Source organism: Pseudomonadales bacterium (assembly GCA_024234215.1).
Classification (GTDB): Bacteria; Pseudomonadota; Gammaproteobacteria; order Pseudomonadales; family UBA5862; genus JACKOQ01.
In genome coordinates this window covers 457,251-480,230 of sequence record JACKOQ010000002.1, presented here as the reverse complement: position 1 = coordinate 480,230, position 22,980 = coordinate 457,251, and the positions used below count along the sequence as shown (strand labels likewise).

Genomic DNA, 22,980 nt, shown 5'->3' with positions numbered 1-22,980 from the left:
GTGACCGGTTTTTATCATGGCATGATGCCGCAATCCAACCCGAAGAACGGCGATGACCGCTCCCGCAACCATCGGTTCCGCGCCGGCAGCAGCCCTTGGCATCGCGACGCCCCAGCTGCGGCGCGCGCTGCCATGATGCGGCTGCGGCAGCGGGTGAAGTGGCTGCTGCTGCCACCGGGCCTCAATCTGCTGCTGGTGTCGATCGGTCTGCTGCTCTGGCCAGGCTGGCCGATTGCCGGCCTTCTGCTGGTCGCGCTTTCGCTGCTGTTGTTGCTGCTGTTCAGTTCGGGCTCCATCGTGCGGCGCTGGCAGCGGCGCTGGTCGCTGCCGACCCGTCTGGCCGGTGCCGGGGCGGCGCGGCCGCCAGCCGCCATCGTCATTCTCGGCGCGGGCCGCCGTCATCGGCGCAGTGGTGACTGCCTGACCCGGCTCGGCATCGAGCGGTTGCACCGTGGTGCGGCGCTGGCGCGCAGCAGTGGCCTGCCGCTGCTGCTGAGCGGTGGCCGGGCCGGGGCAGCGTCCTCGCAGCCGAGTGAAGCGGCCCTGATGCAGGACTATCTCGTCCAGCAGCTCGGCCTCACGCCGCAGTGGCTGGAGCAGCAGTCACGCACCACCTGGGAGAATGCCCGGATGAGCACGCCGCTGCTGGCTGACCAGCAGATCGACGCGATCTATCTGGTCAGCCATGGCTGGCACCTGCGGCGCGCCTGCCTGGCCTTCGCGCAGGACGGCATGATGATCTGGCCGGTGGCGGTCGAGCCGCGCGCCGTCGAGGTTCAGGCGCTGCGCAGTGGCTGGCCGAGCCGGACCGCCCTGCGGCTCAGCCTCTATCTGCTGCACGAACTGCTCGGCTATCTCTGGTACCGCCGCCTCGCGCGCCGGTACAGCGCCGCTGCCAGCGTGGTCAGGCCGACGCCGAGCAGCGGCCAGTCGCCGAAGCGGTGATAGGGGGTCTCTCCGGCGGTCAGTACGACCTCGCCATGCAGACTCTGTGCGACGAAGCGCTCACTTTGCAGCAGCAGTCTCCCCCGATGGTCGATCAGCGCCGAGATGCCATCGTTGGTGGCGCGCAGCAGCGGTCGGCCATTTTCGGCGGCACGCAGCCGGGCGATCTCCAGATGTTGCCAGGGGCCGAAGCTGTCGCCGAACCAGGCATCGTTGCTGACCGTCAGCAGAAGGTCCGCCGGCTGAGCCCGGGCCAGATCGGCATAGGCCACTTCGTAGCAGATCAGCGGCAGGATGCGCCAGCCCTTGGTGGTGCTGATCGGCGGTTGACCGGCCGCTCCCGCTGTGAAGTCGGACATCGGCAGATCGAAGAAGGCGATCAGTCCGCGCAGCCAGCGCTCCAGCGGGACATACTCGCCAAAGGGCACCAGCCGCTGCTTGTGGTAGAGCCCCTCGCCGTTGCCGAGCGCAATCAGGCTGTTGTGGGCAACGAAGCCGCTGCCCTGCGCTGCCATCGTCATGAACGGGATGCCCAGCAGCAGCGCGCTGCCGCTCTGCTCGGCGCGCTGACCCGCCTGCGCCAGATAATCCTGCGCCTGATGAAAGAACAGCGGTACGGCTGCCTCGGGCCAGAGCAGCAGGTCGACGCCCCACAGCGGCGCGCTGAGCTGATCGAGCCGCTCCAGCGTCGCCTGCCGCTGCTCGGGGGTCCATTTGAGATCCTGCGGAATGTTCGGCTGCACCAGCCCGACGGTGACGCGGCTCTGTGGCAATGGTCGGGTCCACGCCTGCTGTTGCGACCAGAGTCCTGCGCCACTGATCAGCAGCAGTCCCAGCAGTGGCCAGCCCCAGTGCAGGCTGCCGCGCAGCGCCTGCACTGCAACCGCTGCCAGCAGTGCCAGCAGATAGCTGCCACCCAGCACCCCCAGCAGCGGCAGCCAGCCGGCCCATGGCGTATCCAGCACGGCCGTGCCGAGCTGCAACCAGGGGAACCCGGTCAACAGCCAGCCGCGCAGCCACTCGATGGCCACCCACAGCAGCGGAAAGAGGGTCAACGCAGCACCTGGAACATGGCGGCTCAGATGGGCCAGCAGCCAGGCCAGCAGCGTCGGATAGAGCGCCATGGCCGCCACGAACAGCAGCGTCAGCAGCGCCGCCAGCACCACCGGCGCATGGCCATAGAGGTGGATGCTGACGAAGACCCAGGAGACGCCAAGACCAAAGCTGCCAAGGCCGAACAGCAGGCCACGCCAGGCGGCGCGGCGCGGCGTGGCGTCCAGCAGGGTCCACAGCCACAATGCCGGACTGAGCAGCGCCAGTGGCCGCCACGCCAGTGGCGCCAATGCCAGCGGCAGCAGCAGGCCGGCGATCAGCGCCAGCGCATCACCCCGCAGCGGCTGGCGGTCGGGATCGAGTGCGCGAATCACTCGCTGCCCGCGGTACGGTGCACCCGGAGCAGGCGGATACGGCGGTGGTCGGCGTTGAGCACCTTGAAGGTGAGCTCATCGATGGTGATGCTCTCGTTGCGCTTCGGCAGCCGGCCGAAGGCCTGAATGACGATGCCGCCGATGGTGTCGAACTCATCCTCGTCGAAGCGGGTGGCGAAGCGGGCATTGAAGTCGCTGACCGGGGTGATCGCCTTGACCACGAAGGTCTGCTGGTCGTACTGCTTGATGAAGTTCTCGTCGTCGATGTCATGCTCATCCTCGATCTCGCCGACGATCTGCTCCAGCACATCCTCGATGGTGACGACGCCCGCCATGCCGCCATACTCATCCACCACCACCGCCATGTGGTTGCGGTTGGCGCGGAACTCCCGCAGCAGCACGTTGAGCCGCTTGCTCTCGGGCACGAAGACCGGCGGGCGCAGATACTCCTTGATCGAGAAGTAACCCCGGCCGCTGCCGCTCAGCAGCAGCGGCAGCAGATCCTTGGCCAGCAGGATGCCGATCACCTCGTCCGGTGAGTCGATCACCGGAAACCGGGAGTGGGCCGATTCGATCACCTTGGGCAGAAACTGCTCCAGCTGCTCGTCGGCATCGATGCTGACCACCTGTGCACGTGGAATCATGATGTCGCGCACCTGCATCTCGGCGACCTGCAACGCCCCTTCGATGATGCCGACGGCATCGGCATCCAGCTCGTTGCGCTGCTCGGCGGCATGCAGATGTTCGAGCAGGGTGGTGCGCCCGGGCGGGGTGTAGCCCAGCAGCCTGAGCAGACGCGGCAGCAGTGGTTCGGCGGCCTCCTTGGCGGAGCGGTTCATGGTGTCGACTCGATGTGGCGGCTTTGATAGGGGTTGGCGATTCGCAGGCTGCGGAGCAGTTCGATCTCGAGCTGCTCCATCCGCTGGGCTTCGGCGTCATTCTGATGGTCATGGCCACACAGGTGCAGTGCGCCATGGATGACGATGTGCGCCCAGTGTGCCCGCGGTGACTTGCCCTGCTCGCGCGCCTCGCGCTCCACCACCGGCGCGCAGATGACCAGATCACCGAGAAAGTCGGCCTGCACCCCCTCCGGCAGCGGACTGGGGAAGGCGAGCACATTGGTCGGGCCCGGCTTGCCGCGGTACTGCTGGTTCAGTTCGGCGCTCTCGGCCTCGTCGACCAGCCGCAGCGTCAGCTGCGCACGGTCGCGGTGGGGTGTCAGGGCGCGCAGCAGCCAGCGGCGCAGGGTCGGGCGGCTGGGCGGGGTCAGCGTGGTGGCCCGTTGCAGGTCGAGCTGAAGTTTCATCCGGTGACCGAGCGGCGACTGCCCTCATCCTCATCGGTCTGCAGGCGGTCGTAGGCTTCGACGATCTTCTGCACCAGTGGATGGCGCACCACATCCTTTGAGTCGAACCGGGTGAAACTGACGCCGGCGATGCCCTGCAGAATCTGCACCGCCTGCCACAGTCCGGAGCGGACACCGCGCGGCAGGTCGGTCTGGGTCAGGTCACCGGTGACCACCACGGTGGAGCCGAAACCGATGCGGGTCAGGAACATCTTCATCTGCTCGCCGGTGGTGTTCTGCCCCTCGTCGAGGATGATGAAGGCGTTGTTCAGTGTGCGGCCACGCATGAAGGCCAGCGGCGCCACCTCGATGACATTGCGCTCGATCAGCTTGCCGACCCGCTCGAAGCCCATCATTTCATAGAGGGCGTCATAGAGCGGCCGCAGGTAGGGGTCGATCTTGCTGGCCAGATCGCCGGGCAGAAAGCCGAGCTTTTCACCGGCCTCGACCGCCGGGCGCACCAGCAGGATGCGGCCGACCCGCTCCTCCTCCAAGGCCCTGACCGCGCAGGCGACGGCGAGAAAGGTCTTGCCGGTGCCGGCAGGACCCAGGCCGAAGTTGATGTCATGCTCATCAATGGCGCGGACATAGAGCTGCTGGTTGCTGCCACGCGGCTTGACCGCCAGGCGCGGCGTGCGGATCAGCAGGTTTCTTGGCGCAACGGTCTCGACGGCGCTCTGGTTGAGTGCTTCCAAGCTGGACTCCTGCAGGTGAAGGTGGAGCAGATCGGGGGTCATTTCGGTGCCGCGGGCGGTCTCTGCGTAGAGCTGCTGCAACAGCCGCTGTGCGGTCGACACCGACTGGGAACTGCCCAGCAGTTTGAACTCGTTGCCGCGGTTGTGAATTTCGATGTCCAGTCGCTGTTCGATGTGGCGAAGGTTGGCGTCGAGCTGACCGCACAGGCTCGCCAGCCGGCGGGCGTTGTCGGGCTCAAGCAGAAGCTGGCGGATTTCCAGTTGGCTGTTCAAGATGGCGGTGGGCAACCCCGTGACTCAGGCGGATGGCTTCAAGCATATACGCTGCACGGTGACCGAGAAAAGTCCTTTTTGATGACAATGTCATGGCGATGCGGCCCGTTCAGAGCAGCTGCCCGCGCAGCGAATTGGGCAGCACCTCGACGATCTCCACGTTGGCCATCCGGCCGATCAGACCGACATCGCTGGCCGGGAAGTTGACCACCCGGTTGTTGCCGGTGCGGCCGCAGAGCTCTCCCTCCCCCCGCTTGGCCGGCCCACTGACCAGAATCGACTGTTGGCTGCCGAGCATCGCGGCGCTGATCGCCTGGGCCTGCTGATTGATCAGCGCCTGCAGCCGCGCCAGACGCTCGCCCTTGACCTCCAGCGGCACCGAGTCGGGCAGTTCGGCGGCCGGCGTGCCGGGACGCGGGCTGTAGATGAAGCTGAATGACTGATCGAAGCCGACCTGGCGAATCAGGTCGAGCGTGGCCTCGAAGTCGGCCTCCTCCTCGCCGGGGAAGCCGACGATGAAGTCGGAGGAGAGCTGAATGGTCGGGCAGGCCGCCTTCAGCCGGTCGATGATGGCCAGATAGTCGGCCGCCGTGTAGTTGCGCTTCATCCGCGCCAGGATGCGGTCGGAGCCGCTCTGCACCGGCAGGTGCAGATGAGGAGCCAGCTTGGGCAGTGTCGCGTAGGCGGCGATCAGGCTGTCGCTCATCTCCAGCGGATGTGAGGTGGTGAAGCGGATGCGCTCGATGCCGTCGATGGCGGCAACGTAGTGCAGCAGCTCGGCCAGATCGGCCAACTCGCCCTGGTGGGTGCGGCCGCGGTAGGCATTGACGTTCTGGCCCAGCAGCGTGACCTCGCGCACGCCCTGCTGCGCCAGATGGAACACCTCGGCCACCACGTCGTCGAACGGCCGGCTGATCTCCTCGCCGCGGGTGTAGGGGACGACGCAGAACGAGCAGTACTTGCTGCACCCCTCCATGATCGAGACCGAGGCGGTCGGCCCATTGGCGCCGGGATCGGGCAGCAGGTCGAACTTCTCGATCTCGGGGAAACTGACATCGACCACCGGCAGCAGCGCCCTGCGCTGCCGGTCGATCATCTCCGGCAATCGATGCAGTGTCTGCGGGCCGAACACCAGGTCGACATGGGGTGCCCGCTTGCGCAGTGCCGCGCCCTCCTGGCTGGCGACGCAGCCACCGACGCCAATGATCAGCTCGGGTCGTTGCTGCTTCAGCCGTTTCCAGCGGCCCAGTTGATGAAAGACCTTCTCTTCGGCCTTCTCGCGGATCGAACAGGTGTTGAGCAGCAGCACATCGGCCTCTTCGGGATTGCTGGTCAGCTCGAGCTGATGGCTGGCGGCGAGCAGATCGCCCATGCGGGACGAGTCGTACTCGTTCATCTGACAGCCGTGGGTCTGAATGTACAGCTTCTTGTTCATCACCGGCCGGGTTCGTCAAAAAAAGGGGCCGCGACCCGCCATTGCGGCAGGTCGCGGCCTGGGGTCGATCAAAGCGACATCGACAGCAGCGTGCGCGCCACTTCACCCGCCTTCATCGCCTTGAGGGCTTCGTTCACTTCGCTGAGTGGGCGCACCTGCGAGACCAGCGGGTCGAGCTGGATCTTGCCTTCCATGTAGAGGTCGACCAACCGGGGAATGTCGACGTGGACCTGGCTCGAACCGTAGAAGGAGCCGACCAGACGCTTCTCCTGCAGGAAGTCGCCGAGCGGAATCTCGGCCACGCGGCCGAAGCCGACACCCACCACCACCGCGGTGCCGCCCGGGCGGATCATCGCGAAGGCCTGCTGTGCGGTGACCGGCAGACCGATCACCTCGAAGGCGTAGTCGAGGTAGGGGCTGATCTCCTTCACCTTGGCCACCGGATCACCCTCGCCGGCGGCGACGCAGTGGGTGGCACCGAATTCACGCGCCATCTCCAGCTTGTTCGGCAGCAGATCGACCGCGATGATGCGGTGTGCACCAGCCAGCTTGGCGCCCTGGATGACGTTGAGGCCGACGCCGCCGCAACCGATCACCGCGACATCGCTGCCCGGCTCCACCTTGGCGGTGTGGATGGCGGCACCGATGCCGGTCATCACACCGCAGCCGATCAGGCTCACCTTGTCGAGTGGAGCATCCTTGCGGATCTTCACCATGCTGGTCTCCGGCAGCAGCACCTGATGGGCCCAGCCACCGACCGAGACGCCCTGCACGATCGGCACGCCATTCTGCTTCAGGCGCGGACGCGGGCCGGTCACCTGCCGATCGGGCAGGTCGGCGTTGGCGCAGAGCTGGCGCATCCCTTTCACACAGTAGAAACACTTGCCGCAGGCGCCACGGAAGGCGACGATGACATGGTCGCCCGCTGCCACGCTGGTCACATCCTTGCCCACCGCACGCACGACGCCGGCGGCTTCGTGGCCCAGCACCATCGGGACCGGCGGCTGCGCCATCATGCCCATCACATGCAGGTCACTGTGGCAGACACCACAGGCATTCAGATCGACCAGAACTTCACTGCCTTCGGGCGCGTCGATCTCGATCTCCTCGACGACGATCGGCTTGTCACTGCCACGGTAAAGGGCTGCTTTCATCGGATTTCTCCTTGGTTATTATGTCGTTGAATCAATGAAGGAACAAAGGAACGGTTGGTTTGGAAACTATATCATATCAGGCTGACTTGAACGGTTGCAGCGCGGCGGCACCTGCTGCTGATCGCCACGGCGGCACTTCGTCGATGTCACCCCCTCCGGTGCGCCAATGGCAGGCCCGGCTCGACATCCATCTGAACCGCCAGGGCGCCCGCACCGTGCTGGCCGCGCACCGGCACAGCGGGCCACTGCGGCTGCAACGGCCGTTCTACCCCGAGGGCAGTGCGGTCTGTCATCTCTGCCTGCTGCATCCGCCGGGCGGGCTGGTGATGGGCGATGAGCTGTCGACCACGCTCACGCTCGAAGCCGCTGCCGAAGCCGTGGTGACCACGCCGTCGGCGGGCAAGTTCTATGGCGTCGGTGACGGCCCGGCACAGCGGCAATGCATCGAGCTGAATGTCGGCGAGCAGGCCACGCTGGAGTGGCTGCCGCAGGAGAACATCTACTACGCCGGCGCCAATGCCCAAACTCGCACCCGGGTCAGGCTGGCGGCCGGTGCCAGTTTCGTTGGCTGGGAGATCATCTGCCTGGGTCGCCCGGCGGCCAATGCACCCTTTGTCGCCGGCCGCCTCGATCAGCAGTGGGAGCTGTGGCGCGACGAGCGGCCGCTCTTCATCGAACGGCTGCGGCTGGCGGCCGATGATCCGCTCGTCACCCACCGCAGCGGGCTGCAGGGGCTGCCGGTCTGCGGCACCCTGATTGCTACCTTCCCCGAACATCTGCCGCTGCCGGCGTGGCAGGCGCAGTGGCACCAGGATGACAGCCCGATCGTGCTGACCCGCATCGACGAACTGCTGGTGGCACGCTATCTTGGTCACTCGACCGAACAGGCCCGACTGCTGTTCGGGGCGCTCTGGCAGGCCGTGCGGCCACTGCTGCCCAGCGGACGCACGGCGCTGCCGCCAAGAATCTGGAACTGCTGACACCCTCTTGTCTTCCCCTCCTCGATGAAAGCAGACTGGTCAGTGTGCACGATCCGGCACTGTGATTTCTTTCAAAAAACTTGAAGGGCGGCAATCATCTTCGATGCGCCTTGCATGGCCGAGCCATCTTTTGACAACTTGTTTACGCAGAGGCACATATTGTCCACATCACTGTGGTCAATCATGAGGAGGCTGCGATGGATGTGGTTTGGATGGCAGTAATGACCATTCTGCTTGGTCTCACGCTGGGTCTGCTGGCAGCCTGCGCGCGCCTGCCCGGAGCGGCGCGGTGAATGCCCTCTACCTGATCGGCGGTCTGATCGCGCTGGCGCTCGCCGGGTATCTGGTCTACGCGCTGCTGCGCGCGGAGGAGTTCTGACATGACCGGGCAATCCTGGGGACTCCTGCTGCTGTTCCTCGCGGTGCTGCTGGCGACCGTGAAGCCGCTCGGCCTGTATCTCGCCAGGCTCATGGAAGCGCCGCGCTGGCGGCCGCTCGCGCGCTGCGAGGCCGCAGTGTTCCGGCTGAGCGGCATCGAAGGCGAGATGGGCTGGCGACAGTACCCGCCGCAGTGCTGGTGTTCAGCCTGATCGGTGCGCTCGCGGTGTACGCATTGCAGCGCCTGCAGGCGTGGCTGCCGCTGAATCCGCAGGGCTTCGCCAACGTCACGCCCGATTCGAGCTTCAACACCGCGGTGAGCTTCGTCACCAATACCAACTGGCAGGGTTACGGCGGCGAGACGACGCTGAGCTATCTGACGCAGATGCTGGGGCTCGCGGTGCAGAACTTCCTGTCCGCCGCCACCGGCATCGCGGTGGCGTTCGCGCTGATCCGCGGCTTTGCGCGCCATTCCGCGCAGACCATCGGCAATTTTTGGGCGGATCTTTATCGCATCACCGCCTATCTGCTGCTGCCGCTGGCGTTCGTGCTGGCGCTCGCGTTCGTGAGTCAGGGCGTGGTGCAGAACTTCGCGGCCTACCAGGATGTGACCACGCTCGAAACCACGGCCTACGATGCCCCCAGGCTCGACGCCGCCGGCCAGCCGTTGGTGGATGCTACCGGCAAGCCGGTGACCGAGCCCGCGACCACACAAACCCAGACCCTGCCCATGGGCCCGGCGGCCTCGCAGATCGCCATCAAGCAGCTCGGCACCAACGGCGGCGGCTTCTTCAACGTCAACTCGGCGCACCCGTACGAGAACCCGACGCCGCTCGCGAATTTCCTCGAGATGTTGGCGATCCTGCTGATCCCGGCCGCGCTGTGCCATACCTTCGGCAAAGCGGTCGGCGACACCCGCCAGGGCTTCGCGGTGCTGGCGGCGATGACGGTGATCTTCGTCGGCGCCACGATCGGGGCCATGCACTTCGAGCAGCAGGGCAATCCGCTGCTCACGACGCTCGGTGCCGACCAGACCGCGAGCGCGCTGCAATCGGGCGGCAACCTGGAGGGCAAGGAGACCCGCTACGGCATCGGCGCCTCGGCGCTGTGGGCGGCGGCCACGACTTCCGCCTCGAACGGCTCGGTCAACTCGATGCACGACTCCTACACCCCGCTCGGGGGTCTCGTGCCGATGCTCATGATGCAGCTCGGCGAGGTGGTGTTCGGCGGCGTCGGCTCGGGGCTCTACGGCATGCTGGTGTTCGCACTCATGGCGGTGTTCATCGCCGGGCTCATGATCGGGCGCACGCCGGAATACCTCGGCAAGAAAATCGAGGCCTTCGACATGAAGATGGTGTCGATCGCGATCCTGATGACCCCGGCACTGGTGCTGCTCGGCACTGCGCTCGCGGTGGTGACCGATGCCGGCCGGGCGACGATCTTCAACCCCGGCGCGCACGGTTTTGCGGAAGTGCTGTACGCCTTCTCGTCGGCCGCCAACAACAACGGCAGCGCCTTTGCGGGCCTCGGCGCCAACAACCCGTTCTACAACGGCTGGCTCGGCATCGCCATGTGGTTCGGGCGCTTTGCGGTGATCGTGCCGGTGCTGGCGATCGCGGGTTCGCTCGCCGCCAAGAAAACGCTCGCCCAGGGCCCGGGCACGCTGCCCACCCACGGGCCGCTGTTCGTGGGGCTCCTGGTGGGCACGGTGCTGCTGATCGGTGCGCTGACCTATGTGCCGGCGCTGGCGCTCGGGCCGGCGGTCGAGCATCTGATGTTGTGGGCCGGCTGGTAAGGAGATCACCCCATGACGACCCAGACCCTTTCGATGTTCGATCCCGCGCTGCTGCGCCCGGCCATCGCGGACGCCTTCGTCAAGCTCGACCCGCGCGTGCAGTGGCGCAACCCGGTGATGTTCGTGGTCTATGTGGGCAGCCTGTTCACCACCGCGCTGTGGGCACAGGCGCTCGCCGGACACGGCGAGGCCCCGGCCTGGTTCATCGGCGCCACGGCGCTGTGGCTGTGGTTCACGGTGCTGTTCGCGAACTTCGCCGAGGCGCTCGCCGAGGGCCGCAGCAAGGCGCAGGCGGCCTCCCTGCGCAGCGCCAAGCAGACGGTGACGGCGAAGAAGCTGCGCGAGCCGCGCCGTGATGCGCCGGTGGAGCCCGTGCCCGGCAGCACGCTGCGCCGCGATGACGTGGTGCTGGTGGAGGCCGGCGACATGATTCCGGGTGACGGCGAGGTGATCGCGGGCGTGGCCTCGGTCAATGAGAGCGCCATCACCGGCGAGTCGGCGCCGGTGATCCGCGAGGCCGGCGGCGATTTCTCGGCCGTCACCGGCGGCACCACGGTGCTGTCGGACTGGATCGTGGTGCGCATCACCGTGAATCCCGGCGAGACCTTCGTCGACCGCATGATCGCGCTGGTCGAGGGCGCCAAGCGCCAGAAGACGCCGAACGAGATCGCGCTCACCATCCTGCTGGTGGCGCTGACGCTGATCTTCCTGCTCGCGACGGTCACGCTGCTGCCCTACTCGCTGTTCGCGGTGGCCGCCGCCGGCGCGGGTCAGCCGGTGACGCTCACCGCGCTGGTGGCGCTGCTGGTGTGCCTGATCCCGACCACCATCGGCGCGCTGCTGTCGGCGATCGGCATCGCCGGCATGAGCCGCATGCTCGGTGCCAATGTGATTGCGACCTCCGGCCGCGCGGTGGAGGCGGCGGGTGACGTCGACGTGCTGCTGCTCGACAAGACCGGCACCATCACGCTCGGCAACCGCCAGGCGGCGGCCTTTCTGCCGCTGCGCGGCGTGCCGGAACAGGAGCTGGCCGATGCCGCGCAGCTCGCCTCGCTCACGGATGAAACGCCCGAGGGGCGCAGCATCGTGGTGCTCGCCAAGCAGCGCTTCAACCTGCGCGAGCGCGACATCCAGGGCCTCGGCGCGACCTTCGTCGCGTTCTCGGCGCACACGCGCATGAGCGGCGTCGATCTCGGCGCCCGGCAGATTCGCAAGGGCGCCATGGACGCGCTGCGCCGGCACGTCGAGGCGGCCGGCGCGCGCTTTCCGGACGAGGCGACCCGCATCGCCGAGGAGGTCTCCCGCGGCGGTGGCACGCCGCTGGTGGTGGCCGATGGCGCCCGCGTGCTCGGTGTGATCGCGCTCAAGGACATCGTCAAGGGCGGCATCAAGGAGCGCTTTGCCGAGCTGCGGCGCATGGGCATCAAGACCGTGATGGTCACCGGCGACAACCCGCTGACCGCGGCCGCCATCGCCGCCGAGGCGGGCGTCGACGACTTCCTAGCCGAGGCCACGCCCGAGGCCAAGCTCGCGCTGATCCGCCAGTACCAGGCCGAGGGCCGGCTGGTGGCGATGACCGGCGACGGCACCAACGACGCGCCGGCGCTGGCCCAGGCCGACGTGGCGGTCGCCATGCACAGCGGCACCCAGGCGGCCAAGGAGGCCGGCAACATGGTGGATCTCGACTCGAATCCCACCAAGCTTTTGGAGGTGGTCGCGGTCGGCAAGCAGATGCTGATGACGCGCGGCGCGCTCACCACCTTCAGCATCGCCAACGATCTGGCCAAGTATTTCGCCATCGTGCCGGCGCTGTTCGTGGCCATGTACCCGCAGCTCGACGCGCTGAACCTGATGCGTCTCGCGAGCCCGCAGTCGGCGATCCTGTCGGCGGTGATCTTCAACGCGCTGATCATCGTCGTGCTGATCCCGCTCGCGCTGCGCGGCATCGCCTACCGTCCACAGGGCGCCGGCACCGTGCTGCGGCGCAACCTCGCGATCTACGGCCTCGGCGGCATCGCGCTGCCGTTCGTGGGCATCAAGCTGATCGATCTCGGCCTCGCGGCCATGGGTCTGGTGTGAACCGGTCTGGTGTGAGGGCACGGCCATGAAAACGCTGTTCACGCAAACCCTGCGCCCCGCGCTCGCGCTGTTCATTCTGCTGAGTGTCGTCACCGGCCTCGCCTACCCGTTCGCCGTCACCGGCGTGGCGCAACTGCTCTTTCCCTGGCAGGCAAACGGCTCGCTGGTGCAGCGCGACGGCAAACCGGTGGGTTCCGCGCTGATCGGCCAGTCCTTCACCGACCCCGGCCACTTCTGGGGCCGGCCGTCGGCCACTGGCCCGCAGCCCTACAACGCCGCCGCTTCCACCGGCTCGAATCTCGGGCCGCTCAATCCGGCACTGACCGACGCCGTGAAGGCGCGCGTCGCGGCGCTCCAGGCTGCCGATCCCGGCAACGCCGCGCCGGTGCCGGTGGACCTGGTGACGGCGTCCGGCAGCGGCCTCGACCCGGAGATTTCGCTGGCCGCCGCGCACTACCAGGCGCCGCGCGTGGCGCGCGTGCGCGGCCTGCCGCCGGCGCAGATCACGGCGCTGATCGAACGCCATGCGCAGCGCCCGTGGCTCGGCGTGCTCGGCGAGCCACGCGTGAACGTGCTCGCGCTCAACCTCGCGCTCGATGCCGGCGCGCGATGACCGAAGAACCTCCGCGTCCCGACCCCGACGCGCTGCTGGCGCAACTCACTGCCGACGCGGCGGCGGCGCGGCGCGGCAAGCTCAAGATCTTCTTCGGCGCCGCACCCGGCGTCGGCAAGACCTACGCCATGCTCGGCGCCGCCCGCGACGCGCGGGCCAACGGCGTGGACGTGGTGGTCGGCCTCGCCGAAACCCACGGCCGGGCCGAGACCGAAGCCCTGCTCGCGGGCCTCGAGGTGCTGGCGCGCCGGCGCGTCGACTACCGCGAGCGCACGCTCGCCGAGTTCGACCTCGACGCCGCGCTCGCGCGCCGGCCGGCGCTGCTGCTGGTGGATGAGCTCGCCCACAGCAACGCGCCGGGCAGCCGGCATCCGAAGCGCTGGCAGGACGTGGAGGAACTGCTCGCCGCCGGCATCGACGTATGGACCACGCTCAACGTCCAGCATCTCGAAAGCCTGAACGACGTGGTCGGCGGCATCACCGGTGTGCGCGTGTGGGAAACCGTCGCCGACCGGGTGTTCGACGCCGCCGACGAGGTGGCGCTGGTCGACCTGCCGCCGGACGATCTGCTCACGCGTCTGAAGGAAGGCAAGGTCTACCTGCCGGCACAGGCCGCGATGGCTGTGGAGAATTTCTTCCGTCGTGCCAACCTCATCGCGCTGCGCGACCTGTCGCTGCGGCGCCTGGCCGAGCGCGTGGACGCGCAGGTGCAGACGGCGCGCGCGGCGGCGCCCGGCGCGCGGGTATGGGCCACCGCCGAGTCGCTGCTGGTGTGTCTCGGACCCGGCGACACCGACGGCAAGCTCATCCGCAGCGCGGCGCGTCTCGCAAGCAAGCTCGACGCGCGCTGGCACGCCGTCTACATCGAAACGCCGCGTCTGCAGCGCCTGCCGGAAGACCGGCGCAGCGCCATCCTCGCCACGCTGCGCCTGGCCCAGGAGATGGGCGCCGAAACCGCGGTGCTGGCGGAGCCCGATCTGGTCGATGCGGCGCTCGACTACGCCCGCGCCCACAACCTCGGCAAGATCGTGATCGGCCGGCGCGCCCGCCCGCAGCGGCGCTGGTGGGGCCAGTTCATGCGGCGGCTCGGCGAGCGGGCGCCGGATATCGATCTCATTGCCGTGGCGCGGCGGGCGGAATGGCCGCCCGCGCCGCGCCAGACGGCACCGCCACCCAGCGCTCCGGCCGGGCGCGTCGCACCCTACGCCGGGGCTGCCGCGTTATGCGTGGCGGTAGCGCTGCTGGCGACGCCGCTGCGGTACGCACTGGAACTCAGCAACATCGTGATGCTGTTCCTGCTCGCCGTGGTGGGCGCGGCCTACCGCTGGGGACGCGGGCCCGCCGTGCTGGCGGCGGTGCTGTCGGTGGCGCTGTTCGATTTCTTCTTCGTGCCGCCGCGGTTCACGTTTGCGGTCAGCGACATGCAATACCTCGTCACCTTCGCGGTCATGCTCATCGTCGGACTCACCATCGGCCAGTCGATGGTGGCCGTGCGCTACCAGGCGCGCATCGCCGGCCACCGCGAGCAGCGCATCCAGAGCCTCTACCGGATGGCGCGCGACCTGTCGGCGGCGCTCGGCGAGGCGCAGGTGGCCGAGATCGGCGCGCGGTCGCTGGTGGCGACGTTTCATGCCCAGGTCCGGGTCCTGCTGCCCGACACGCAGGGCAAGCTCGCCGCACCCGTCGAGGCAATGCCGCAGGTCGATCTCGCCATCGCGCAGTGGTGTTTCGATCACGGGGAGCCGGCCGGCATCGGCACCGACACGCTGCCGGCCGCCGCCGCCGCCTATTTGCCGCTGCGGGCCCCGGCAGGCATGCAGGGCGTGCTCGCGGTGCAGCCGGACAACCGGCGCCTGCTGCACATCCCCGAACAGCGCCGCCTGCTTGAAACCCATGCCACCCTGATCGCCATGGCGCTGGAGCGCCTGCACTTCGTCACCCAGGTACACGAGACGCGTCTGGGCGCCGCCTCCGAGCGCCTGCGCAGCTCGCTGCTGGCGGCGCTGTCGCATGATTTGCGCACGCCGCTCACCGCGCTGGTGGGCCTCGCCGACACGCTGACGCTGCGCCTGCTCGCCGCGCAGGCGCCGGAGCATGAAACCGCCGCCGCCATCCGCGACCAGGCACTGCGCACCGGCCACATGGTGGACAACCTGCTGGAGATGGCGCGCCTGCAGTCCGGCACCGTCACGCCGCGCCACGACTGGCTGGTGCTGGAGGAGGTGGTCGGCGCGGCGGTGCGCGCGCTCGAACCCGCGCTCGCCGGGCATCCGCTCGAGACCGAGCTGCCGGCCGACCTGCCGCTGGTGCAGGGCGACGCCGTCATGCTGGAACGCGTGCTGGTCAACCTGCTCGACAACGCCATCAAGTACACCCCGCCCGGCACGCCGATCGGCATCACGGCGGCGGTCGCGGGCGAGACGCTGGAGGTCGCCGTTTGGGACGCGGGTCCCGGCCTGCCGCCGGGTCAGGAGCAGCTGCTGTTCGAGCGCTTCGCGCGCGGCACGCACGAATCGGCCATCACCGGCGTCGGGCTCGGGCTCGCCATCTGCCAGGCCATCATCGCCGCACATGGCGGGCACATCCGCGCCGAAAATCGCCCCGCGGGCGGGGCGCGCTTCGTCTTCACCCTGCCGCTCGCGCCGCCGCCGGCGCCGCCCGCGGAGACCGCGCCATCGACGCCGCCGCACTGATCGTCGAGGACGATGCGGCGATCCGCCTGTTCGTGCGCCGCACGCTGGAAGACGCGGGCCTCAAGGTAGCGGAAGCCGCCACGCTGGCGCGCGGGCTAATCGAAGCCGGCACGCGGCGGCCGGATCTCGTGATCCTCGACCTTGGCCTGCCCGATGGTGACGGCCGCGACTTCATCACCGCGCTGCGCGCCTGGAGCCGGGTGCCGGTGATCGTGCTGTCGGCGCGCATCGAGGAAGCCGACAAGGTGGCGGCGCTCGACGCCGGCGCGGACGACTACCTCACCAAACCCTTCGGCGTCGCGGAACTGCTGGCGCGGGTGCGCGTAGCGCTGCGCCACGGCCGCAGCGGCGTCGAAGCCGGCTCAGTGGTGCACCTCGGGCCGGTGACGGTGGATCTGGTGGCGCGGCGCGTGCAGCGCGGCGGCGCGGACATCCACCTCACGGCGGTCGAGTTCCGCCTGCTGACCGTACTGCTGAAGGCGCCGGGCCGCGTGCTGACCCATCGCCACCTGCTGCGCGAGGTATGGGGCCCGAACAGCAGCGAGCACAGCCACTACCTGCGCATCTACATGGCGCGCCTGCGCCACAAGCTCGAGGCCGACCCGGCCCGGCCACGGTATCTCGTGACCGAGACCGGGGTAGGCTATCGCTGTGTGCCCGATCTTCCTGCAGCGGGGTGAATGTCACGACAGGGTAACTGAGTCACCCACCGCAGCGAGCTGCAGGGGCTGCTGGTCTGCGGCACCCTGATTGCTACCTTCCCCGAACATCTGCCGCTGCCGGCGTGGCAGGCGCAGTGGCACCAGGATGACAGCCCGATCGTGCTGACCCGCATCGACGAACTGCTGGTGGCACGCTATCTTGGTCACTCGACCGAACAGGCCCGACTGCTGTTCGGGGCGCTCTGGCAGGCCGTGCGGCCACTGCTGCCCAGCGGACGCACGGCGCTGCCGCCAAGAATCTGGAACTGCTGACACCCTCTGCTGTCGAGATCGACCATGGAACTGACCCCGCGCGAAAAAGACAAACTGCTGCTGTTCACCGCGGCGCTGCTGGCCGAGCGGCGCAAGGCACGCGGTCTCAGGCTCAACTACCCCGAAGCGGTGGCCTACATCAGCGCCGCCATTCTCGAAGGTGCCCGCGATGGCCGCAGCGTGGCCGAACTGATGGCGAGCGGGCGCACCCTGCTGAGCCGTGACGAGGTGATGGAGGGGGTGCCGGAGATGATCCGGGAGGTGCAGGTCGAGGGCACCTTTCCCGATGGCACCAAGCTGGTGACGGTGCACGATCCGATTCCGTGACTGGCAAGCCGGCGGTGAGTCGACCGCTGGCGCCAGCAGAATCCTGTTCCGTTTGATCAGGAGGTGTGCGATGCGGCTGCTTCTTCATCTGCTCGAATCGGCGCTCGACCATGGCCGACTGACCTTGATCGATCCACGCGGCCACCCCCATCGACTCGGTCCGGGCGGACCTCCCGAGGTCACTGTGCGGCTGCATGACCGGGCGCTGCCGCGCCGCCTGTTGTGGCAGACTGAACTGGCGGCGGGCGAGGCCTACATGGCCGGACGGCTGACGGTCGAGCAGGGCACGCTGCGCGATTTTCTGGCGCTGGCGACTGGCTGTGCCACGGCGCTGGGCCACACCGGCTGGCAACGGCTGTTGCATCGGATTGAGCGGCCGCTGCGCTGGCTGCACCAGTTCAACCCGCTGCGGCGCGCACGCCGCAACGTGGCCCACCACTACGACCTGTCACATGAGTTTTACGCGCTCTTCCTCGATGCCGACCTGCAGTACTCCTGCGCCTATTTCGCGCGGGGCGATGAGACGCTGGAGCAGGCCCAGGCGCTGAAAAAACGCCATATCGCCGCCAAGCTGCTGCTGACACCGGGGATGCGGGTGCTGGACATCGGCTGTGGCTGGGGTGGCCTGGCGCTCGATCTGGCGCGCCATGATGGGGTGGTGGTGACCGGACTGACCCTCTCCAGTGAGCAGTTGCAGTGGGCGCAGTCGCGGGCACAGGATGCCGGTCTGGCTGAGCAGGTTCAGTTCGCGCTGCGCGACTACCGCGAGGAGCAGGGCCGCTATGACCGCATCGTCTCGGTGGGGATGTTCGAGCATGTGGGCGTGGACCACTACCGGCACTTTTTTCGTGCACTCGGCCGGATGCTGGCCACCGATGGCGTCGCGCTGGTGCATGCCATCGGCCGGGTCGATCCACCGGGCGGCACCAATGCCTGGACCCGCAAATACATCTTTCCCGGCGGCTACTGCCCGGCGCTCTCCGAAGTGTTGGTGGCGGTGGAAAAGAGCGGCCTGTGGGTGACCGATCTGGAGATCCTGCGGCTGCACTATGCCGAGACGCTGCGCCACTGGTTCGAGCGCTTCCAGGCACGGCGTGAACGTGCCCGGGCACTCTATGACGAGCGCTTCTGTCGCATGTGGGAGTTCTATCTTGCCAGTGCCGAGATGGCCTTTCGCCATGGCCGGCTGATGGTGTTCCAGCTTCAGCTCGCCCACCGCCCCGATGCGGTGCCGCTGACCCGCGACTACCTCTGTCAACCGATACCGGTTCGGGATCACGACAGTGGCTGAAACATCCGGGCAGATTCTGGCGTGGCGGTTGCCTTGGCTTATGATGGCATCGCACTGCCATGCGGTCACGATCGACCGCGCTGCCGCCAACCTTGCCAGGAGAGCCCGATGATTCCAGGAGAACTCGATCCCGCCAGCGGCGACATCGAGCTCAATGCCGGCCGGCCGACGCTGCGGCTGACGGTGGCCAACAGTGGCGACCGGCCGATTCAGGTCGGTTCGCACTACCACTTTGCCGAGACCAATCCGGCGCTGCTGTTCGACCGCGCCGCCGCGCGCGGCCACCGCCTCGACATCGCCGCCGGCACCGCCGTGCGCTTCGAGCCGGGCCAGAGTCGCACGGTCGAACTGGTGGCGCTGGCCGGCACGCGGCGCGTCTACGGCTTCAATGGCGAGGTGATGGGTGAACTGGAGGCGGCGCCATGAGCCGCATCGACCGGCGCGCCTATGCCGAAATGTATGGCCCCACCCGCGGTGACCGGCTGCGCCTGGGTGACACGGCGCTGTGGATCGAGGTGGAGCGCGACTTCACGGTTTATGGCGAGGAGGTGAAGTTCGGCGGCGGCAAGGTGATCCGCGACGGCATGGGCCAGAGCCAGGCCAGCAGCAAGATCGCCATGGACACGGTGATCACCAATGCGGTGATCCTCGACCACTGGGGCATCGTCAAGGCCGACATCGGCTTGAAGGCCGGGCGCATCCATGCCATCGGCAAGGCCGGCAACCCCGACATCCAGCCCGGGGTGACGATCGTCATCGGTCCCGGCACCGAGGTGATTGCCGGCGAGGGGCTGATCGTCACCGCTGGCGGCATCGACGCCCACATCCATTTCATCTGCCCGCAGCAGATCGACGAGGCGCTGATGTCCGGCGTCACCACCATGCTGGGTGGTGGCACCGGACCGGCCACCGGCACCAATGCCACCACCTGCACGTCGGGACCCTGGCATCTCGCCCGCATGTTGCAGGCGCTGGAGCCCTTTGCGATGAACTTCGGCCTGCTCGGCAAGGGCAACGCCAGCCTGCCCGAGGCGCTCGAGGAGCAGCTGCTGGCCGGCGCAATGGGACTGAAACTGCACGAGGATTGGGGCACCACCCCGGCGGCGATCGACTGCTGTCTGGCGGTGGCCGACCGCTTCGACATCCAGGTGGCGATCCACACCGACACCCTCAACGAGTCGGGCTTTGTCGAAGAGACCCTGGCCGCCTTCAAGGGGCGCACCATCCACACCTTCCACACGGAAGGGGCCGGCGGCGGCCATGCCCCGGACATCATCAAGGCCTGTGGCGAGCCCAATGTGCTCCCCTCCAGCACCAATCCGACCCGTCCCTATACCGTCAATACCGTCGATGAGCACCTCGACATGCTGATGGTCTGCCACCACCTCGACCCCGGCATTCCCGAGGATGTCGCCTTCGCCGACTCGCGCATCCGCAAGGAGACCATCGCCGCCGAGGACATCCTGCATGACCTCGGTGCCTTTTCGATGATCTCCTCCGACTCGCAGGCGATGGGCCGGGTCGGCGAGGTGATCACCCGCTGCTGGCAGAGCGCGCACAAGATGAAGGTGCAGCGCGGCGCGCTGGCCGAAGACAGCGCCCGCCACGACAACTTTCGTGTGCGCCGCTATGTCGCCAAGTACACCATCAACCCGGCCATTGCCCATGGCATCGCCCATGTGGTCGGCTCGGTCGAACCGGGCAAGCTGGCCGACCTGGTGCTGTGGCAGCCGGCCTTCTTCGGCGTCAAGCCGGCGATGATCCTGAAGGGCGGAATGATCGCCGCCGCGCCGATGGGCGACCCCAATGCCTCCATTCCCACCCCGCAGCCGGTCCACTACCGGCCGATGTTCGGTGCCTTCGGCAGCGCGCCGCACCACACCAGCCTCACCTTCGTCTCGCGGGCGGCGCTCGAGGCGGGCATCAAGGAGCGGCTCGACCTGAACCGCACCCTGGTCGCGGTCGGCAACACCCGCCAGATCGGCAAGGCGCAGATGGTCCACAACAGCTACCTGCCAAGAATGGAAGTGGACCCGCAAACCTACGAGGTGCGCGCCGATGGGCTGCTGCTCAGTTGCGAACCGGCCAGCGTGCTGCCGCTGGCACAGCGCTACTTTCTGTTCTGAACAAAGCCGGGAGGCTTGCCGATGTCCACCCTCACCCAGGTCAGCGAGCTGCTGGGTCATCACCACCACGATCAGGCCGATGCCCGGCTGATTCTCGACTTCGAGGCGCGCAGCAAGAGCCGCCAGCGGGTCCAGTTGGCCGATGGCGAGGCGGTCGCGCTGATGCTGCCGCGCGGCACGCTGCTGCGCGGCGGCGACTGGCTGCGCGACAGCCGGGGCCGGTTGATCGAGGTGGTCGCCGCGCCGGAGTGGCTCAGTTGCGTCAGCGGCGAACCCTTGCAGCTGCTGCGCGCCGCCTACCACCTCGGCAACCGCCACATCCCGTTGCAGATCGCTCCCGGCTGGCTGCGCTATCAGCACGACAGCGTGCTCGACCAGATGGTGATCGGCCTGGGGTTGACCCTCGACCGGCAGCAGTTGCCGTTCGAGCCCGAAGCCGGCGCCTACCAGGGCGGCCACCACCATGCCGACTGAACTGGCGCGGCTGCGGCTGCTGCAACTGACCAGCCCGGCCCTGCCGATCGGCGCCTTTGCCTGCTCCCAGTCACTCGAAAGTGCGGTAACCCTCGGCTGGGTCGATGATGCCGACAGCCTGGCCGACTGGATCGGCGGGCTGCTGAGCCATGGGCTGGGCCGGCTCGACCTGCCGATTCTGGCCCGGCAGATTCAAGCCTGCGCGGCCGATCAGCAGGCCGAGGCAGTGCGCTGGAACCGCCATCTGCTCGCCAGCCGCGAGAGCGGCGAGCTGCGGCTCGAAGACCGGCAACTGGGCGCGGCCCTGCTGCGGCTGCTGACCACGCTCGAAGGTGCCGACGTGCTCGACTGGCTGGCCGACGAAGCCGCCTGCTTCGGTGTCGCCCAGGTCACGCTGTTCGGCTGGGCCGCCGCCCGTTTCGGCATCGAACCGGCTGCCGCGCTCGAAGGGTTCGCCTTCGCCTGGCTCGAAAACCAGCTCACCGCTGCCACCAAGTTGATGCCACTGGGGCAGAGCAGGGCGCAGCGGCTGCTGAGCGGTTTTCTGCCACGGTTGCCCGCGCTGGTCGAACAGGCGTTGCAGTGTGACGACAGCGCCATCGGCGCTGCGCTGCCGGGCATGGCCTTTGCCAGCGGCCGCCACGAAAGCCAGTATTGCCGATTGTTCCGTTCATGAATCGAGGAGTTTCCACCATGTCCAGCGCTCAAGCCTTGCGGGTCGGCGTCGGCGGTCCGGTCGGCTCCGGCAAGACCGCGCTGCTGGCGCGGCTCTGCCGTCTCCTGCGCGACCACTACCAGATCGCCGTCGTTACCAATGACATCTACACCCAGGAGGATGCCCAGTTTCTGGTGCGCAACGAGGCGTTGGCGCCGGAACGGATCATCGGCGTCGAAACCGGTGGCTGTCCCCACACCGCGATCCGCGAGGATGCCTCGATGAACCTGCAGGCGGTGGCCGAACTGCAACAGCGTTTCAGCGACCTCGAACTGATCTTCGTCGAAAGCGGCGGTGACAACCTGAGCGCCACCTTCAGCCCGGAGCTCTCCGACCTGACCCTCTATGTGATCGACGTCGCGGCCGGTGACAAGATTCCCCGCAAGGGCGGACCCGGCATCACCCGCTCCGACCTGCTGATCATCAACAAGACCGACCTCGCCCCGCTGGTGGGCGCCGATCTGGCGGTGATGGAGCGCGACGCAAAGAAAATGCGTGGCGAGCGGCCGTTTCTGTTCACCAACCTCAAGCAAGGCGACGGCGTCGCCGCGGTGGTCGACTTCATTGTCACCGCCGGCCTGCTGCCCGCCCCCCGGCTGCCGCAGTGATCACCGACGGCAGCACCCTGCAAATCATGACGCTGGCCATGGGGCTGGGCGCGCTGCACGCGCTCGATGCCGACCACCTGGCCGTGGTCACCTCACTGGGCAGCCGCCGGCCCGGCTGGCGCCATGCCCTCGGCTTCACGCTGCGCTGGGCGCTGGGCCATGCCCTGTCGCTGATCGCGCTGGCCACCCTGCTGCTGGTCACCGCGCGCAACTTCGCCGAGCAGCTCGGCGGCACGGCCGAACAGTTGGCCGGCTTCAGCCTGATCGCCATTGCCCTGTGGCTGCTGGCGCATCCGCTGCATCCCAGCGTCGATCGGGCAGCCTTCCACAACGGCGACCCACCGCGGCCGAACCGCTCCCCGCTGCTGGCCACCGCCCTTGGCCTGCTGCATGGCGTGGCCGGTTCGGCGCCGATTCTGGCGCTGATTCCGCTCACTCAACTGCAAAGACCGGTCGAGATGCTCTACTTCGTACTGCTGTTCAGCAGCGGAGTGGTGCTGTCGATGTGCCTGGTCGGCTTTCTGATCGGCCACTTCTGGCAGCGGATTCATCACCGCAGCCATGGCGTGGCCCGGCTGCTGCACCGGCTGGTTGCCTGTACCACCCTGGCAATCGGTGCGCGACTGCTGCTCGTCCACTGAGCGGCAGCCGCG

At 67.9% G+C, this 22,980-nt stretch carries 22 protein-coding genes and 1 pseudogene; 17 read left to right on the top strand and 6 right to left on the bottom strand.

Annotated features, from left to right (window positions below; translation table 11 throughout):
* Nucleotides 1-945, top strand: a complete 945-nt coding sequence (locus H7A13_06660; GenBank protein ID MCP5333024.1) for a YdcF family protein — start codon at nucleotides 1-3, stop codon at nucleotides 943-945.
* Here H7A13_06660 and lnt read toward each other — a convergent pair.
* From lnt to H7A13_06630, 6 genes are all read right to left on the bottom strand, one after another.
* Nucleotides 852-2,372 (bottom strand): apolipoprotein N-acyltransferase, encoded by a 1,521-nt coding sequence (lnt, locus tag H7A13_06655; GenBank protein ID MCP5333023.1) that lies wholly within the window; start codon nucleotides 2,370-2,372, stop codon nucleotides 852-854. The genes H7A13_06660 and lnt overlap by 94 nt on opposite strands.
* Nucleotides 2,369-3,211, bottom strand: a complete 843-nt coding sequence (locus H7A13_06650) for a CBS domain-containing protein (GenBank protein MCP5333022.1) — start codon at nucleotides 3,209-3,211, stop codon at nucleotides 2,369-2,371. The genes lnt and H7A13_06650 overlap by 4 nt, the downstream gene beginning before the upstream one ends.
* On the bottom strand, nucleotides 3,208-3,678 hold the full coding sequence (ybeY, locus tag H7A13_06645) for an rRNA maturation RNase YbeY (protein ID MCP5333021.1): 471 nt from the start codon (nucleotides 3,676-3,678) through the stop codon (nucleotides 3,208-3,210). Before ybeY ends, H7A13_06650 begins: the two co-directional genes overlap by 4 nt.
* Nucleotides 3,675-4,685 (bottom strand): PhoH family protein, encoded by a 1,011-nt coding sequence (locus H7A13_06640; GenBank protein MCP5333020.1) that lies wholly within the window; start codon nucleotides 4,683-4,685, stop codon nucleotides 3,675-3,677. The genes ybeY and H7A13_06640 overlap by 4 nt, the downstream gene beginning before the upstream one ends.
* 109 nt (nucleotides 4,686-4,794) lie before the next feature.
* On the bottom strand, nucleotides 4,795-6,120 hold the full coding sequence (miaB, locus tag H7A13_06635) for a tRNA (N6-isopentenyl adenosine(37)-C2)-methylthiotransferase MiaB (protein MCP5333019.1): 1,326 nt from the start codon (nucleotides 6,118-6,120) through the stop codon (nucleotides 4,795-4,797).
* Nucleotides 6,121-6,188: 68 nt separating this feature from the next.
* Nucleotides 6,189-7,274: a Zn-dependent alcohol dehydrogenase gene (locus H7A13_06630; protein ID MCP5333018.1), complete on the bottom strand. Its 1,086-nt coding sequence runs from the start codon at nucleotides 7,272-7,274 to the stop codon at nucleotides 6,189-6,191.
* Nucleotides 7,275-7,417: 143 nt separating this feature from the next.
* Here H7A13_06630 and H7A13_06625 point away from each other — a divergent pair, with 143 nt between their 5' ends.
* The 16 genes and pseudogenes from H7A13_06625 (at nucleotide 7,418) to H7A13_06550 (ending at nucleotide 22,968) form a co-directional block, all read left to right on the top strand.
* The gene (locus H7A13_06625; GenBank protein ID MCP5333017.1) at nucleotides 7,418-8,254 is read left to right on the top strand and encodes an urease accessory protein UreD; all 837 of its coding nucleotides are present in this window, start codon (nucleotides 7,418-7,420) and stop codon (nucleotides 8,252-8,254) included.
* Between the two features lie 289 nt (nucleotides 8,255-8,543).
* Nucleotides 8,544-8,633: a K(+)-transporting ATPase subunit F gene (kdpF, locus tag H7A13_06620; GenBank protein ID MCP5333016.1), complete on the top strand. Its 90-nt coding sequence runs from the start codon at nucleotides 8,544-8,546 to the stop codon at nucleotides 8,631-8,633.
* 1 nt (nucleotide 8,634) lies between these two features.
* Nucleotides 8,635-10,427 (top strand): annotated as a pseudogene (kdpA, locus tag H7A13_06615) (potassium-transporting ATPase subunit KdpA).
* Nucleotides 10,428-10,439: 12 nt separating this feature from the next.
* Nucleotides 10,440-12,506 carry a potassium-transporting ATPase subunit KdpB gene (kdpB, locus tag H7A13_06610; GenBank protein MCP5333015.1) on the top strand — a complete coding sequence of 689 codons (2,067 nt, stop codon included), beginning with the start codon at nucleotides 10,440-10,442 and terminating at the stop codon, nucleotides 12,504-12,506.
* 25 nt (nucleotides 12,507-12,531) lie between these two features.
* Nucleotides 12,532-13,119 carry a potassium-transporting ATPase subunit KdpC gene (gene kdpC, locus H7A13_06605; protein ID MCP5333014.1) on the top strand — a complete coding sequence of 196 codons (588 nt, stop codon included), beginning with the start codon at nucleotides 12,532-12,534 and terminating at the stop codon, nucleotides 13,117-13,119.
* Entirely contained in the window at nucleotides 13,116-15,812 is a 2,697-nt protein-coding gene (gene kdbD, locus H7A13_06600) for a two-component system sensor histidine kinase KdbD (protein ID MCP5333013.1), read from the top strand. The genes kdpC and kdbD overlap by 4 nt, the downstream gene beginning before the upstream one ends.
* Nucleotides 15,794-16,492 (top strand): two-component system response regulator KdpE, encoded by a 699-nt coding sequence (gene kdpE, locus H7A13_06595; GenBank protein ID MCP5333012.1) that lies wholly within the window; start codon nucleotides 15,794-15,796, stop codon nucleotides 16,490-16,492. The genes kdbD and kdpE overlap by 19 nt, the downstream gene beginning before the upstream one ends.
* A 141-nt stretch (nucleotides 16,493-16,633) precedes the next feature.
* Complete coding sequence (locus tag H7A13_06590; GenBank protein ID MCP5333011.1) at nucleotides 16,634-16,786, top strand: hypothetical protein; 153 nt, start codon at nucleotides 16,634-16,636, stop codon at nucleotides 16,784-16,786.
* A gap of 24 nt (nucleotides 16,787-16,810) precedes the next feature.
* Nucleotides 16,811-17,113 carry an urease subunit gamma gene (gene ureA / locus H7A13_06585; GenBank protein MCP5333010.1) on the top strand — a complete coding sequence of 101 codons (303 nt, stop codon included), beginning with the start codon at nucleotides 16,811-16,813 and terminating at the stop codon, nucleotides 17,111-17,113.
* Nucleotides 17,114-17,183: 70 nt separating this feature from the next.
* Nucleotides 17,184-18,404: a class I SAM-dependent methyltransferase gene (locus tag H7A13_06580; GenBank protein ID MCP5333009.1), complete on the top strand. Its 1,221-nt coding sequence runs from the start codon at nucleotides 17,184-17,186 to the stop codon at nucleotides 18,402-18,404.
* Nucleotides 18,405-18,512: 108 nt separating this feature from the next.
* Nucleotides 18,513-18,830: an urease subunit beta gene (locus H7A13_06575; GenBank protein ID MCP5333008.1), complete on the top strand. Its 318-nt coding sequence runs from the start codon at nucleotides 18,513-18,515 to the stop codon at nucleotides 18,828-18,830.
* The gene (gene ureC / locus H7A13_06570) at nucleotides 18,827-20,530 is read left to right on the top strand and encodes an urease subunit alpha (protein MCP5333007.1); all 1,704 of its coding nucleotides are present in this window, start codon (nucleotides 18,827-18,829) and stop codon (nucleotides 20,528-20,530) included. Before H7A13_06575 ends, ureC begins: the two co-directional genes overlap by 4 nt.
* A 21-nt stretch (nucleotides 20,531-20,551) precedes the next feature.
* Nucleotides 20,552-21,004, top strand: coding sequence for an urease accessory protein UreE (gene ureE, locus H7A13_06565; GenBank protein ID MCP5333006.1), 453 nt, complete (start codon nucleotides 20,552-20,554; stop codon nucleotides 21,002-21,004).
* On the top strand, nucleotides 20,994-21,680 hold the full coding sequence (locus H7A13_06560; protein ID MCP5333005.1) for an urease accessory protein UreF: 687 nt from the start codon (nucleotides 20,994-20,996) through the stop codon (nucleotides 21,678-21,680). Before ureE ends, H7A13_06560 begins: the two co-directional genes overlap by 11 nt.
* A gap of 17 nt (nucleotides 21,681-21,697) precedes the next feature.
* Nucleotides 21,698-22,327: an urease accessory protein UreG gene (ureG, locus tag H7A13_06555; GenBank protein ID MCP5333004.1), complete on the top strand. Its 630-nt coding sequence runs from the start codon at nucleotides 21,698-21,700 to the stop codon at nucleotides 22,325-22,327.
* Complete coding sequence (locus H7A13_06550; GenBank protein MCP5333003.1) at nucleotides 22,324-22,968, top strand: hypothetical protein; 645 nt, start codon at nucleotides 22,324-22,326, stop codon at nucleotides 22,966-22,968. The genes ureG and H7A13_06550 overlap by 4 nt, the downstream gene beginning before the upstream one ends.
* Nucleotides 22,969-22,980 lie beyond the last annotated feature (12 nt).